At 31.2% G+C, this 15,464-nt stretch carries 12 protein-coding genes and 1 rRNA gene; 12 read left to right on the top strand and 1 reads right to left on the bottom strand.

Going from position 1 to position 15,464, the window contains the following annotated elements; genetic code table 11:
- The first annotated feature begins 174 nt into the window (after positions 1-174).
- The 12 genes from FHS04_RS11105 to FHS04_RS11050 all read left to right on the top strand — a co-directional run bounded on the left by FHS04_RS11105 (position 175) and on the right by FHS04_RS11050 (position 15,151).
- A complete protein-coding gene (locus FHS04_RS11105) occupies positions 175-2,703 on the top strand; it encodes a PIG-L family deacetylase (RefSeq protein ID WP_106678726.1) in 2,529 nt (842 codons plus the stop codon).
- Positions 2,704-2,830: 127 nt separating this feature from the next.
- Positions 2,831-4,531, top strand: coding sequence for a sodium:solute symporter (locus FHS04_RS11100; RefSeq protein ID WP_106678728.1), 1,701 nt, complete (start codon positions 2,831-2,833; stop codon positions 4,529-4,531).
- On the top strand, positions 4,524-5,504 hold the full coding sequence (locus FHS04_RS11095) for a Gfo/Idh/MocA family protein (RefSeq protein WP_106678730.1): 981 nt from the start codon (positions 4,524-4,526) through the stop codon (positions 5,502-5,504). Before FHS04_RS11100 ends, FHS04_RS11095 begins: the two co-directional genes overlap by 8 nt.
- 111 nt (positions 5,505-5,615) lie before the next feature.
- The gene (locus tag FHS04_RS11090) at positions 5,616-5,840 is read left to right on the top strand and encodes a hypothetical protein (RefSeq protein ID WP_106678732.1); all 225 of its coding nucleotides are present in this window, start codon (positions 5,616-5,618) and stop codon (positions 5,838-5,840) included.
- Between the two features lie 30 nt (positions 5,841-5,870).
- Complete coding sequence (gene trmD / locus FHS04_RS11085; RefSeq protein WP_027879702.1) at positions 5,871-6,548, top strand: tRNA (guanosine(37)-N1)-methyltransferase TrmD; 678 nt, start codon at positions 5,871-5,873, stop codon at positions 6,546-6,548.
- Between the two features lie 195 nt (positions 6,549-6,743).
- Complete coding sequence (gene rplS, locus FHS04_RS11080; protein WP_027879701.1) at positions 6,744-7,097, top strand: 50S ribosomal protein L19; 354 nt, start codon at positions 6,744-6,746, stop codon at positions 7,095-7,097.
- Positions 7,098-7,768: 671 nt separating this feature from the next.
- A complete protein-coding gene (locus FHS04_RS11075; RefSeq protein ID WP_106678734.1) occupies positions 7,769-8,341 on the top strand; it encodes a pentapeptide repeat-containing protein in 573 nt (190 codons plus the stop codon).
- Between the two features lie 154 nt (positions 8,342-8,495).
- Positions 8,496-10,721, top strand: a complete 2,226-nt coding sequence (locus tag FHS04_RS11070) for an NADP-dependent isocitrate dehydrogenase (protein ID WP_106678736.1) — start codon at positions 8,496-8,498, stop codon at positions 10,719-10,721.
- Between the two features lie 79 nt (positions 10,722-10,800).
- Positions 10,801-13,176: a TonB-dependent receptor gene (locus tag FHS04_RS11065; protein WP_106678738.1), complete on the top strand. Its 2,376-nt coding sequence runs from the start codon at positions 10,801-10,803 to the stop codon at positions 13,174-13,176.
- Positions 13,176-13,988, top strand: a complete 813-nt coding sequence (locus FHS04_RS11060; protein ID WP_106678740.1) for a DUF4249 domain-containing protein — start codon at positions 13,176-13,178, stop codon at positions 13,986-13,988. The genes FHS04_RS11065 and FHS04_RS11060 overlap by 1 nt, the downstream gene beginning before the upstream one ends.
- 112 nt (positions 13,989-14,100) lie before the next feature.
- A complete protein-coding gene (gene murQ, locus FHS04_RS11055) occupies positions 14,101-14,919 on the top strand; it encodes an N-acetylmuramic acid 6-phosphate etherase (RefSeq protein ID WP_106678742.1) in 819 nt (272 codons plus the stop codon).
- Complete coding sequence (locus FHS04_RS11050) at positions 14,909-15,151, top strand: DUF6095 family protein (RefSeq protein ID WP_027879695.1); 243 nt, start codon at positions 14,909-14,911, stop codon at positions 15,149-15,151. Before murQ ends, FHS04_RS11050 begins: the two co-directional genes overlap by 11 nt.
- 81 nt (positions 15,152-15,232) lie before the next feature.
- Here FHS04_RS11050 and rrf read toward each other — a convergent pair.
- A 5S ribosomal RNA gene (gene rrf, locus FHS04_RS11045) occupies positions 15,233-15,339 on the bottom strand.
- Between the last annotated feature and the right edge of the window lie 125 nt (positions 15,340-15,464).

Below are 15,464 nucleotides of genomic sequence, written 5' to 3'. Positions count from 1 at the left end.
AGCAAACGTAAATGATTTGTGACAATTCGTGTCAAAAAGAAAATAAATTATAGAAATAAAAATTAGCTTCACTTCTTAAATTTCACATCCAAAAATAACGTTAAAAAAGGCTTAAAACAGCTATTCCGCTAAGGCTATTATGTATATTTACCTCAAACATAATTAACCTTAAAAATGCTAAAAAAACTAGCTTCGCTCCTATTTATTTTTGTTTTGGCTCTGCCTTTACAAGCACAACAACCAAAAAAACTTAACGCATCTCAAATTCATGATGCTGTAAAAAAACTTAACTTTTTAGGTACAGTTCTTTATGTAGCAGCTCATCCGGATGATGAGAATACACGTCTAATTTCTTACATGTCTAACCAAATAAAAGCACGTACAGCTTACCTATCTTTAACTCGTGGTGATGGCGGACAAAATCTTATCGGTCCAGAAATTAGAGAATTATTAGGTGTTATACGTACACAAGAATTATTAGCCGCAAGAAGCGTAGATGGTGGCGAGCAACGTTTTAGTAGAGCAAACGATTTTGGTTACTCAAAACATCCTGAAGAAACTTTAGATATTTGGAACAAAGACCAAGTATTAAGCGATGTTGTTTTAGCCATAAGACAGTTTAAACCAGATATTATCATTAACCGTTTTGATCATCGTACACCTGGCACAACTCACGGTCATCACACAACTTCTGCTATGTTAAGCGTAGAAGCTTTTGATTTGACAAACAACCCAAACATATATCCAGAACAAGCTAAAACATACGGAACTTGGCAACCAAAACGCCAATTTTTTAATACCAGCTGGTGGTTTTATGGAAGCCAAGAAAACTTTGAAAAAGCAGACAAAAGCAAACTTTTAAATTTTGATATTGGCGTATATTACCCTTCAAAAGGGTTATCTAATAACGAGATTGCTGCACTTTCTAGAAGTAAACATTTATGTCAAGGGTTTGGTGCTTTAACACAACGTGGATCGCAAACCGAATATATCGAACTTATTAATGGCGATTTACCAAAAGACAAAACCAACCTTTTTGAAGGAATAGACACAAGCTGGAATCGTGTGAAAGGCGGAAAAACTATTGGTGACATTTTAAAGAAAGTTGAGACAAATTTCAATTTTGAAAATCCTTCAATACACGTTAAAGACTTATTATTAGCAAGACAGTTAATCCAACAATTAGATAATGATTATTGGAAAAACTATAAAACTCAAGAAATTGACGCTATAATTGAAGCTTGTTTAGGTCTATATTTAGAAGCATCTGCAAGTACGCCAACAGCTTCTGCAGGAGAAACTATTACATTAAATATTGAAGCTGTAAACCGAAGCCCAATTAATATGGAATTAGTGTCTTATCAACTTTCTACAGATAAAACAGCTACTTTAAAAGCGCTTCCTTTAAAAAATAATGATAAACAAAATGTAGAGCAATCGCTTACTATTCCTAAAAATATTCAACCATCTTCACCATATTGGCTGAATAAAAAAGGAACTTTAGGTATGTATAAAGTTGAAGATAAAAATTTAATAGGAAAGCCAGAAACACCAAGACCAATAAGTGTGACATTCAATGTAACGATTAATAATCAACCGTTTTCTGTAACTAAACCTATTGTTTACAGATACTCTAAACCAGATAAAGGCGAATTATATCGTCCGTTTGAAATCATTCCTGAAGCATCTGCAAAAATTTCAGAGAAAGTCATCATTTTTGATTCAGATCAACAAAAAGACATTTCGGTAATTGTAAAAGCTGGTCGCGATAATTTAAACGGTTTTGTTCAAATCGCACATCCAAACAATTGGTCTGTTTTTCCTGAAAAGCAAAACATAGATATTAAATATAAAGGTGAAACACAAACACTGACGTTTACTGTTATTCCTCCAAAAAATCAAAATGAAGGATTAATAACGCCAATGGTTCATGTTGGTGAAGACGTATACACTAGAGAATTAGTTGAAATCGATTACGAACACATTCCTTATCAAACCGTTGTACTTCCAAGCGAAAGCAAAGTGGTACGCTTAGATATTAAAAAACGAGGCGAAAACATTGCATATATTGAAGGTGCTGGCGATGTTGTACCAGAAAGTTTAAGACAAATCGGTTACAATGTCATAGTTTTAAATCCAGAAGACATCACTACTGAAAGATTAAGCGCTTTTGATGCTGTAGTTGTTGGAATTAGAGCGTATAACATCTTAGACGAACTTAAATTTAAACAGCAAATTTTATTCGATTTTGTAGAAAATGGTGGCAATATGATTGTGCAATACAATACAAGTCATCGACTAAAAGTAGATCAATTATCACCTTACACCTTACAATTATCTAGAGATCGTGTTACCGATGAGAATGCAGAAGTTACACTTTTAGAAAAAGATCATCCAGTTTTAAATTATCCAAACCAAATTACAAAAACCGACTTTGAAGGTTGGACGCAAGAACGCGGTTTATATTTTCCAAACCAATGGTCTAATAAATTTACACCAATTTTATCCATGCACGATAAAGGCGAAACCGAAAAACAAGGTAGTTTGTTAGTCGCAAAACACGGTAAAGGCTATTATATTTATACAGGTCTTAGCTTTTTTAGAGAATTTCCTGCTGGTGTTTCTGGTGCTTACCGATTATTTGCTAATATGCTAAGTATTGGAAAAGACAATTTAGATAATAAAGAACAGTTTAAGGATTAATCATAGCGATTTTAGAAAAATGCAAAACCAACCAAAATACCAATGGAAACCAATGTACACCTTAGTACTATTGGCTAATATTTTATATTTAATCGCTTTTTATTTAATCACGTTATATTTTTAAAAAATGCAAACATTAGATTGGATTATTTTAATAAGTACATTACTAATTATTGTTATTTATGGTACGTACCAAACTAAAGGCAGTAAAAATGTTCAAGATTACTTAAAAGGCGGTAATACAACACCTTGGTGGACAATAGGTTTATCGGTTATGGCAACTCAAGCCAGCGCGATTACATTTTTAAGTACGCCAGGACAAGCATTCCATTCGGGTATGGGATTTGTCCAATTTTACTTTGGATTGCCTATTGCAATGGTTGTGATTTGTATGGTGTTTATCCCGTTATATCACAGATTAAAAGTCTATACGGCTTATGAGTTTTTAGAAAACCGTTTTGATAAAAAAACCAGAACACTTACTGCGATTTTATTTTTAATTCAACGTGGTTTGGCTGCAGGAATTACCATTTTTGCTCCTGCAATTATTCTATCGGCTGTTTTAGGTTGGAATTTACTACTCCTAAACATCATCATTGGCGTTTTGGTAATTATTTACACCGTTTCTGGCGGAACAAAAGCTGTAAACGTTACTCAAAAACACCAAATGGTTGTAATTTTTACAGGAATGATCATTGCGTTTGTTTTAATTATTAATCAACTTCCTAATGATATTACATTTTCTAAAGCGCTTCAAATAGCTGGAGCAAGCGGTAAAATGGATGTTTTAGATTTTTCTTTCGATTTAAATAACAGATACACCGTTTGGAGTGGATTAATTGGTGGTACCTTTTTAATGTTATCTTATTTTGGGACCGATCAAAGCCAAGTACAACGCTATTTATCAGGTAAATCTGTAAAAGAAATGCAATTAGGTTTACTGTTTAACGGACTTTTAAAAGTGCCAATGCAGTTTTTTATTCTGCTAGTTGGTGTAATGGTTTTTGTCTTTTATCAGTTTAACGAATCGCCAATAAATTTTAATCCAACAGCAACCGAAGTCGTTTTAAACAGCGAATATTCTCAAGACTATCAAACGCTTCAAAAGCAACAAAACGAATTATTTGCTGAAAAACAACAAGCTATTTTCAATTACGTAAAAACTAAAAATAATGTAACTGCCAAAACTATTTCAGAATATAACACTAAAAGTGATGCGTTAAGAAGCGAAGCCCAAAAACTAATTGAAAAAGCTGGCGAATCAAAGAATTTAAAAGTAGAAAGCAATGATAAGGATTACGTATTTATTCACTTTATATTAAACAATTTACCAAAAGGATTAATCGGATTATTATTAGCGGTAATTTTAAGCGCAGCAATGTCTAGTACCGCTAGCGAACTTAACGCTTTAGCAAGTACAACAACCATAGATTTATACAAACAACGTGTTGGAGAAAAATCTGAAAACGATATGGTAAAAGCCTCTAAAGGCTTTACATTACTTTGGGGGATTTTAGCAATTGGCGTAGCCTGCGTTGCCAATCTTGCCGAAAATTTAATTCAGTTAGTTAATATCATCGGTTCTATTTTTTACGGTAATGTTCTTGGTATTTTCTTGTTAGCGTTTTTCTTCAAATCTATAAAAGCAAACGCTGTGTTTATAGCAGCATTAATAACACAGGTTTTAGTCATTGGTTTATTCTTTTTAAATCAATTTGAAATTATCAACTTGCCATTTTTATGGTTAAACTTTGTTGGCTGTTTAATTGTTATGGTTATCGCTTTTGTCATTCAGTCTTTAATGAAAAATGAAATGAATTATGCATAAAGAACAAACCTTACATTGGGGAATTATAGGTCTTGGAAAAATTGCTGAAAAATTTGCGACAGATATGCAAAAAGTAAGCGATAGCAAGATTTACGCAGTAGCTTCAAGAACATTAGAAAAAGCCGAAACCTTTGCTAAAAAACACCAAGCCACAATGGCGTATGGTAATTATGAAGAATTGTTAAGTGACCCTAAAATAGATGCCATTTACATTGCTACACCACATAGTCTACACAAAGAAAACACACTTATGTGTTTACAAAACAACATTCCTGTACTTTGTGAAAAACCATTAGCTTTAAACCGTTTTGAAGTAGAAAACATGATAAATGCTGCCAAAGAAAACAATACGCTTTTAATGGAAGCTTTGTGGACATACTTCTTACCACATTATCAAAAGGTTTTAGAATTATTAGAACAAAAACACTTTGGAAACATCTTAAAACTAGAAGCAGATTTTGGTTTTAAAGCTAGTTTAAATCCTTCTGGAAGAGTATACAATAAAACTCTTGGTGGCGGTAGTCTTTTAGATATTGGTATTTACCCAATATTTAGTGCACTTACAACACTTGGTATTCCTAAAAAGACCGAAGCAAAAGCTACTTTTTTTGATAATGGTGCAGACGCCACTTGTAATATGATTTTTTATTATGATAAAGCAATTGCCCATTTAAAATCTACTTTAGTTGAAAAAACTAACACAGAAGCAATTTTTACTTGCCAAACTGGTGTAATTAAAATAAACTCAAGGTTTCATGAGCCAACAACAGTAACATTAAAATCTAATAACGGTGAAGAAAAAACACTTGATTTTAACTACAACTCTATTGGTTACAATTTTGAAATAGAGCATTTTAATCAATTAATCAGAACTAATAAAAAAGAAAGTCCAATTATGAGTTTTCAAAAAAGCACCGAATTAATTGATTTATTAGACTTAATTAAAGCACAAATAGGGTTGAGTTATCAATAATTCTTCATTCAAAACTCTTAGTTTTTAAAATATATTTGAAATTGTTAAGCTTTTAAAGTAACTTAGTACAAACTAGTTACAGAATTATCGTAACTAATTAAAGTTTCAGTTATGGAAAAATCTTTAATTGTAATACTAGCTTTAGTCATTTTTTCGGCAGTAGGTTTTGCGTATTCTGTATTCTTAAAAAGTTATGTCAAAACTTCGTTTGGCGAAAAATGGCTTCACCTTTGGAATAACAAACTTTACTTTTGGCAAAGCACCATTTTTGTTAGTGCAGCGTTTACCTTTTTAATCATGTATCTTTTAAAATGGATTGATGTATTGAATTTTTAGAATATCTTTGCTATCCATTTTAGCAAAGCCATGAGAATAGATATCATCACTGTTTTACCAGAGTTACTTAAGAGTCCGTTTGAAGCATCCATTTTAAAACGTGCTATAGAAGCAGATTTGGTAGAAGTACATTTTCATAATTTAAGAGATTATACTACAGATAACTATAAAACCATTGACGATTATCAATTTGGTGGCGGCGCAGGTATGGTTATGCTTATAGAACCTATAGATAAATGCATAAGTAAATTAAAATCGCAGCGTCATTATGACGAGGTTATTTATATGACACCAGATGGCGAAACCTTAAATCAAGGTATTGCCAATACATTATCTTTAAAAGAAAATATCATTATCCTTTGCGGACATTATAAAGGTGTAGACCAACGCGTACGCGATATGTTTGTAACTAAAGAAATATCTATTGGCGATTATGTGCTATCTGGCGGAGAACTTGGTGCGGCAGTACTTTGCGATGCTGTAATACGATTAATACCAGGTGTTTTAGGTAACGAAACATCGGCGTTAACAGATAGTTTTCAAGATAATTTATTAGCGCCACCAATTTATACAAGACCACGAGATTACAACGGACATAAAGTACCAGAAGTATTATTTAGCGGTAATTTTCCAAAAATTGAAAAATGGCGAGAAGAACAAGCTTATAAACGTACAAAAGAAAGAAGACCAGATTTACTAGATGAATAATTTGGTCTGTTCGAGTATTTTGTGAAGTATAAACAAAATGTATCGATGACTTAAAACCGTCTTCGTCCACAAACATTTTTTAAACTTTTACTTTTATCAATTAACTTTTTGCTTATATTTGCACCCAATTTCGGATTAACCTCTGGCGAAATACGTGAATGTTGTTCTGAATCAAACACTTAAACATAAATAAAGATGGAATCTTTAATAAAATTTGTACAAGACGAATTTGTAACAAGAAAAGACTTACCAGAATTTTCAGCTGGTGACACAATTACAGTTTACTACGAAATTAGAGAAGGAGAAAAAGTAAGAACTCAGTTCTTTAGAGGTGTAGTATTACAAAGAAGAGGTACTGGTACTTCAGAAACTTTTACAATTAGAAAAATGTCAGGAACAGTTGGTGTAGAGCGTATCTTCCCTGTTAATTTACCTGCATTACAAAAAATTGAAGTTAACAAAAGAGGTAAAGTTAGAAGAGCAAGAATCTTTTACTTTAGAGGTCTTACAGGTAAAAAAGCTAGAATTAAAGAAGCTAGAAGAAAATAATTTACCACTTCAAATCATATATAAAAAGCCTAAACTTAATCGTTTAGGCTTTTTTAGTTATTAACTTTTGTTAATAACTATAGTTCATAAACGGTTGATATTTAAATAGTTAAAAACTATAAAAAACTAATAAAAAGACTTATCTTAGTAAAACAATTAATAACAATATTAATTATTGGTTTCGATAAAATGAATTTGATTTAGTTGTATTGTTTTTTGAGGTTTTTGAAAATTACATGTGTAGTCGTGTAAATTGTAAAATTAAGAGATTTTAAAAAGTACTTTATGTGAAAGCAAAAAGTAACTAGTAGAATTGAAAGCTTTTAGTAATCTTAAGTAGCAAAAGCTACTTTAAGAAGAATAAAACAATGTTTTACAATGGTAATTTCATGAAAATTGAAATTAAAAGAGTAAATCATCCAGAAAAACAATTACTATGTACATTTTGTAACAAGTCAACACATTTTGAAAGTTACCCAAATGTACTATTGATTTGACAAGTGCGTGAACTGAAAAGATGTAAAACGAGAGTTTTGGATCGATTTAATGAAAGTTAAATAAGTCATCGCCAAAGTGTTAATTCAAGAAAGCCATAGCAACAATAGTTAATTCTATTATGTTATGGCTTTTGTTTTTTAGGTTTCTTATCTTACAGCATAAATAAAAGTACAATGCCTCTACCCTTTATCGCAGATAACGTTTATAAAAACAAAGATTTTACTACTCAAGTACTACAAAGAGCAGAATATGATAACTGCACATTTATTAACTGTAATTTTGAAAACAGTTTTCTATCGGCTTTTAGTTTTTTAGACTGCGTTTTTGAAGGTTGTAATCTAAGTAATATTAAAGTTAAAGATGCTACGTTTAAAGATGTAACGTTTTTAGACAGTAAAATGTTAGGTATTTTATTTTCTGACTGTAATAAGCTTTTATTTTCTGCAAGTTTTACAGATTGTGTTTTAAACTTTTCTTCTTTTTATAAAATCAAGTTAGTCTCGAGTAAATTTAAAAACTGTGTATTTGATCAAGTAGACTTTACTGAAGCTAATTTTACTAAAACTAAGTTTGATACTTGTAATTTTAAAAATGCTGTTTTTGAACAAACAAACTTAGAGCAAGCAGACTTTAGTAAAGCAATAAATTACAGTATTAACCCAAAAAGAAATAAAATAAAAGGCGCTAAATTTTCAAAAGATCAAATTTCAGGACTTCTTGACACTTATAAAATTGTGATTTCTTAAAATTTTAATCATATTTTATCAAATTCGTAATTTTATAATCTTCTAAATATCATCATTATAATAAAACGTTAAGTGCCAATTTTCACTTTAAAAAACCTCTTGTTTTTCGTATATTCGTCAAGCTAAAAAAATAACTAACATTCAATTTAATTATATGTCAAATTCACCAAAAATTATATATACAATTACAGATGAAGCGCCAGCATTAGCAACGCGTTCTTTTTTACCAATTGTTAAATCTTTTACAGCTTCTTCTGGTATAGAGATTGAAACAAGAGATATCTCTTTAGCAGCAAGAATCTTAGCTGTTTTTCCTGATGTTTTAACAGAAGAACAACGCGTATCTGATGACTTAGCGTTTTTAGGCGAATTAGCAAAAACACCAGAAGCTAACATTATTAAATTACCTAATATTAGTGCTTCAATACCTCAATTAAGAGCTGCAATTAAAGAGCTACAAGCTAAAGGTTACGCTGTACCAGATTATCCTGAAGAAGCTACAACAGACGAAGAAAAAGATGCTAAACAACGATATGACAAAATAAAAGGAAGTGCTGTAAACCCAGTTTTACGTGAAGGAAACTCTGATAGACGTGCGCCAAAAGCAGTAAAAAATTACGCTAAGAAAAATCCACATTCTATGGGTGCATGGTCAAAAGATTCTAAATCTCATGTAGCGACAATGTCTCACGGTGATTTTGCACACAACGAGCAATCGGTAACTTTAGATAAAGCAACTACTGTAAAAATACAACATACTGACAATAACGGTAATGTTACTGTTTTAAAAGATAATTTAAACCTTTTAGAAGGTGAAATTATAGATGCAACAGTAATGAGTAAAAAAGCTTTATTAACCTTTTTAGAAGAGCAAGTAAAAGACGCTAAAGAACAAGGTGTATTGTTTTCTTTACACATGAAAGCTACCATGATGAAAGTATCAGACCCTATTATCTTTGGTCATGCTGTACGCGTATTCTTTAAAGATGTTTTTGCTAAGCATGCAGAAACGTTTGAAAAAATTGGTGTTGATGTAAATAATGGTTTTGGAAACTTATTAAGTAATTTATCTGAATTACCTGAAGGTAAACAAAAAGAAATATTAGCAGATATTGATACAGCTTTTACTAATAATCCTGACTTAGCAATGGTAGATAGTGATAGAGGTATTACTAACTTACATGTACCAAGTGATGTTATTATAGATGCATCTATGCCTGCAATGATCCGTACCTCTGGTCAAATGTGGAACAAAGAGGGAAAACAACAAGATACTAAAGCAGTAATACCTGATAGCAGTTATGCTGGTATTTACACAGCTACTATAAACTTCTGTAAAGAACACGGTGCATTTGATCCAACTACCATGGGTACTGTACCAAATGTAGGTTTAATGGCTCAAAAAGCAGAAGAATATGGTTCTCATGATAAAACTTTTGAAATATCTACTGACGGAAAAGTTGAAATCGTAGATACAGACGGTAATGTTTTAACATCTCATAATGTTGAAACTGGAGATATCTGGAGAGCTTGTCAAGTAAAAGATTTACCAATACAAGACTGGGTAAAATTAGCTGTAACACGTGCTAAAGCTACTGGTTGGCCAGCAGTTTTCTGGTTAGACGAAAACAGAGCTCATGATGCAGAGTTAATCAAAAAAGTAAATACTTACTTAAAAAATCATGATACAGACGGATTAGAAATTCATATTCTTTCACCAATCAAAGCAACAGAGTTTACTTTAAAAAGAGTAAAAGCTGGAGAAGATACAATTTCTGTAACAGGTAATGTATTACGTGATTACTTAACAGATTTATTCCCAATTTTAGAACTTGGTACTTCAGCAAAAATGCTATCTATTGTACCGTTAATGAATGGTGGAGGATTATTTGAAACTGGAGCTGGTGGATCTGCACCAAAACACGTTCAACAATTTGAAAAAGAAAACCACTTACGTTGGGATAGTTTAGGAGAATTTTTAGCACTTGCTGTGTCTTTAGATCACTTTAGCGAAGTTAACAACAATCCTAAAGCAAAAGTTTTAGGCGATGCGTTAGATGTTGCCACAGAAAAACTACTAGAAAACAAAAAAGGTCCTTCTAGAAAAGCAGGAGAAATTGATAACCGTGGTAGTCATTTTTATTTAGCAATGTACTGGGCTGAGGCTTTAGCAAACCAAGATAAAGATAGAACACTAAAAGCTCAATTTGAGCCAGTTGCTTTAACTTTTAAAGCTGAAGAAAAAACTATAATAAAAGCTTTAAACGATATACAAGGTAAATCTGTTGATATTGGTGGTTACTATGAACCAACCGACGAATTAGCTGATCAAGCTATGAGACCAATAGAATTATTTAACAATATTTTGAAGGAAATATAAATTTCTTTAGCGAAATTAATAAATTGTTAAAAGCTCCTTTTACAGGAGCTTTTTCTTTATTTTTACTTTAAAAATTGTAATGAATTTTAAGCTAATCCTAACCATAGCATTTTTAATTCAAATCTCCTTATCTGCATTCTCTCAAGAAAAATTCACATTAAGTGGAAAAATAACAGACACCAATACTAACGAGTCATTAATTAGCGTAAATGTTATTATTCCTGAATTAAATACTGGCACAACTACTAATGAGTATGGCTTCTACTCTATCACATTACCAAAAGGTAACTACAAAGTGATAATTTCTTATTTAGGTTATGCAGAAACTTCAGAAACTATCAATCTAAATGAAGATATTACTAAAAACTTCAATCTAACTGAATCTGTTGAAAGCTTAGAAGAAGTTGTGATTACAGAAAATGTAGAGCGACTAAACATAAGAAAACCACAAATGAGTGTTAATGCGCTTAAAGCTTCTACAATAAAAAAAATACCAGTAGTTTTAGGAGAACCAGATGTTATCAAAGCAATTACTTTATTACCTGGTGTCACTAACGCTGGAGAAGGTAGTTCTGGGTTTAACGTACGTGGTGGCGCTGCAGACCAAAACTTAATTTTATTAGACGAAGCTACTGTTTTTAATTCTTCACATTTATTCGGGTTATTTTCTGTTTTTAATCCTGATGCTATTAAAGATTTAAAATTATATAAAGGAGGAATACCATCACGCTACGGTGGACGTGTGTCTTCTGTTTTAGATATTTATCAAAAGGAAGGAAATAGTAAAGAGTTTCATGCAAATGGAGGTATTGGTCTAGTTGCTAGTAGATTATTAGCAGAAGGACCTTTAAAAAAAGACAAGGGTTCTTTTCTTTTTGGTGGACGCAGTAGTTATGCGCACTTATTTTTACCACTTTTTGATATTGATAACGTGGCTTACTTTTATGATTTAAACACCAAATTAAGCTACAAACTAAATGATAAAAATAATATCTATTTATCTGGATATTTTGGTCGTGATGTATTTAGAATTGCAGATAGTTTTGATAACACCTACGGTAATACGGTTGTAAACTTTAGATGGAATCACTTGTTTTCTGATAAGTTATTTTCAAATATGTCATTAATATATTCTGATTACTATTATGGATTAAAGCTTAATTTTGTTGAATTTGATTGGGATTCAGGAATTAGAAATTTCAACTTTAAATATGATTTTAAACATTATATTTCTAATAATTTCAAACTTCAATATGGTTTAAATAGTATATATTATAAGTTTAATCCAGGAGAAATTGAACCTTCTACACCAACTTCAGGAATAAATCCTTTCAAACTAATAGATAAATATGCATTTGAAAATGCTATTTATTTAGATGCAGAGCATGAACTATCTGATAAACTATCTATTAATTATGGGTTAAGACTAAGTTCTTTTTTACGTTTAGGTCAAGATGAATTAAACATTTATGAAAACGATCAACCTGTAATTTTTAATGAAGATTTACAGATTTATGAAAAGGCAGAACCAATAGGTACAGAAAACTATAACAGAAGTGATGTTATAAAATCCTTTTTTAATTTAGAACCAAGATTTTCAGTTGCATATCAATTAAACAAAAATAGTTCTATAAAAGCAAGTTATAATCGTATGACACAGTATTTACACTTGTTATCAAACACTAGTTCTCCAACACCTTTAGACGTATGGACACCAAGTGGTAAATATGTAAAACCACAACTGCTAGACCAAATAGCTGTAGGTTATTTTAAAAGTTTTAATAATAACGATTACTCCTTAGAAGTAGAAAGTTTTTTTAAAACTATAAAAAATAGAATCGATTATATAGACGGCGCAAACTTGATAGCTAATAATGCAATTGAGCAAGTTATTTTAAACGGAAAAGCAAGAGCTTATGGATTAGAAATTCTTTTTAAAAAAAATGTCGGAAAATTAGAAGGTTGGATAGCCTATACTTTATCAAAATCAGAACAACAAACAACAGGAAGAACAGCTGAAGAGCTAGGTATAAATAACGCAAATTGGTACAATACTGCATTTGATAAAACTCATGATATTTCAATAACTAGTAATTACGAATTGAATAAAAAATGGACTTTTAATGCCAATTTTGTTCTTCAAACAGGACAACCTACAACATATCCTGTATCTCAGTATCAATACGCTGGTTTAACAATACCCAATTACGGTAATCGTAATTCTAACAGATTACCAACGTATCATCGTTTAGATATATCTGCAAATTATACACCAAAACCTAACAAGACAAAAGGTTGGCAAAACTATTGGACTTTTAGTATTTATAATGCATACAATCGTTACAACGCTGCTTCAGTAAGTTTTTCAGAAAATAGAATAACCGGAATTAATGAAGCTACAAAATTTTCACTTTTTGGTATTATACCTTCAGTAACCTATAACTTTAAATTCTAATGAAAAAATTTATATATATAAGTGCCCTTTTATTACTTTTTAACTGTGAAGAAGTTGTAGACATTGACTTACCAGAAACAGAACCAAAACTTGTAATAGACGCTTCGCTAAACTGGTTTGATGGCACAACAGGTAATGAACAAGATATTAAATTAACATTGTCTGCTCCATTTTTTGATACAGAAATTCCACCAGCTAATAATGCAATAGTTAGTGTAACAGATCAAAATAATAATACTTTTATTTTTACTGAGGACGGCGATACTGGTACATACAAAACAACAAATTTTATTCCTGAAATAAACCAAGAATATACACTTACAATCCAATATAAAGGAGACACTTATGTTGGTTCAGAACAATTAAAATCTGTAACACCTGTAGAATATGTAGAACAAAATGATGAAGGTGGTTTTTCTGGAGAAGATATCGAGTTAAAAGCCTATTATAATGATCCTGCAAACGAGCCCAATTTTTATTTATATCAATTTGATACAGATATAGCAGTAATTCCTGCTTACGAAGTATATGATGACGAGTTTACAGATGGAAATCAAATTTTTGCATTTTTCACAGAAGAAGATTTAGAATCCGGTGATGAAGTAATCATTAAAAACTACGGAGTTTCTGAACAATATTATAATTTCATGTTCCTTTTACTACAACAATCCTCAGAAAATGATGGTGGCCCATTCGAAACACAACCAGCAACAGTTAGAGGTAATTGTATAAATATTACCAATCCAGACAATTACCCGTTAGGCTATTTTAGAGTATCACAAGCCTATCAATACAATTATACAGTAAATTAATTGGGCGTTACCACAAGGGTCGCGCTATCCGTTACTAGTTTTGGTTCGATGCAAGCCTCACCAAAAGCTAACCACTACTATCGCTAACGCAAAAATAGCTAACTTTACACCTATGAAATTTATAAAGACCACAGAACAAGATTCTAAATACAATAATTTAGAAAAGATGAGCATAAATCAACTGCTCACAAACATTAATAAAGAAGATCAAACTGTACCATTAGCAGTACAAAAAGCTATTCCTCAGATAAAACAATTAGTAGAACAGATTGTAATTAAACTTAAAAAAGGTGGTAGATTATTCTATATCGGTGCTGGAACAAGCGGTAGATTAGGTATAGTAGATGCTTCAGAATGTCCACCAACATTTGGTGTGTCATACGATTTAGTTATAGGTTTAATAGCTGGCGGAGATTTAGCTATTAGAAAAGCAGTAGAGTTTGCAGAGGACTCTACAACACAAGGTTGGGAAGATTTATTAAAACATAATATAAACGAAAAAGATGTAGTTATTGGTATAGCAGCATCTGGTACAACTCCTTATGTAATATCAGCTTTAGAAAATTGTAATAATCATAATATAACTACTGGATGTATAACATGTAATTCAGATAGTCCGCTTAGTAATACAGCACAATTTCCAATAGAAGTTATAGTAGGTCCAGAATTTGTAACAGGTAGTTCACGCATGAAAGCAGGAACAGCTCAAAAGCTTGTACTTAATATGATTAGTACTACTACAATGATTAAGTTAGGAAAAGTAAAAGGAAATAAAATGGTCGATATGCAACTAAGTAACAATAAACTTGTAGATAGAGGAGAAAAAATGCTAATATCTGAACTTAATATAGATCGAGAAACTGCTCAAAATATATTAAAAAAATATGGAAATGTTAGAGAAGCTATAAAAAACTATAAAAATGGAAACTAAATCTACAGATAAAGAAATATTAATAAAAGGGTTAAAACAATTAGGATTATCACTATTACTAATGTTTATAGGACCTTCTTTTTTATACCTTATTCTAAGTAATAAAGATAAACCGTTCTATATAGTATTGTTAATATTAGGAATAATAATTTGCTCTTTAGCTGTTTACTTTGCTTTTAAAGGTATAAATACTATTCTTAAAAGTCTCTTCGAAAGTAATAAAACAAAGTAGTATACTTCGTAGTTTCATTTAATTTTTCAAAAACTAACAAACAAAAAAAAGTCCTCAACAAAAATATGTTGAGGACTTTAAAAAAGGCGACGACCTACTCTCCCACAATGTAGTACCATCGGCGCTAATGGGCTTAACTTCTCTGTTCGGAATGGTAAGAGGTGAGCCCCATCGCTATAATCACCTTAAATCTTTCGGTGTATGTAGAATATTCTACTTTACCGTATATAATGACATATTGAAAAATAATTCATGAAAATTTTGTTGTACTCTTAAAAAAACAGGCGTACAATAAGCCTATGGGTTATTAGTA

The sequence above is a fragment of the Mesoflavibacter zeaxanthinifaciens subsp. sabulilitoris genome (assembly GCF_014191595.1).
In the GTDB taxonomy this organism is placed as follows: Bacteria; Bacteroidota; Bacteroidia; order Flavobacteriales; family Flavobacteriaceae; genus Mesoflavibacter; species Mesoflavibacter zeaxanthinifaciens.
Note: the sequence above shows the minus strand (reverse complement) of the source record. Positions and strands in the feature narration are given on the sequence as shown.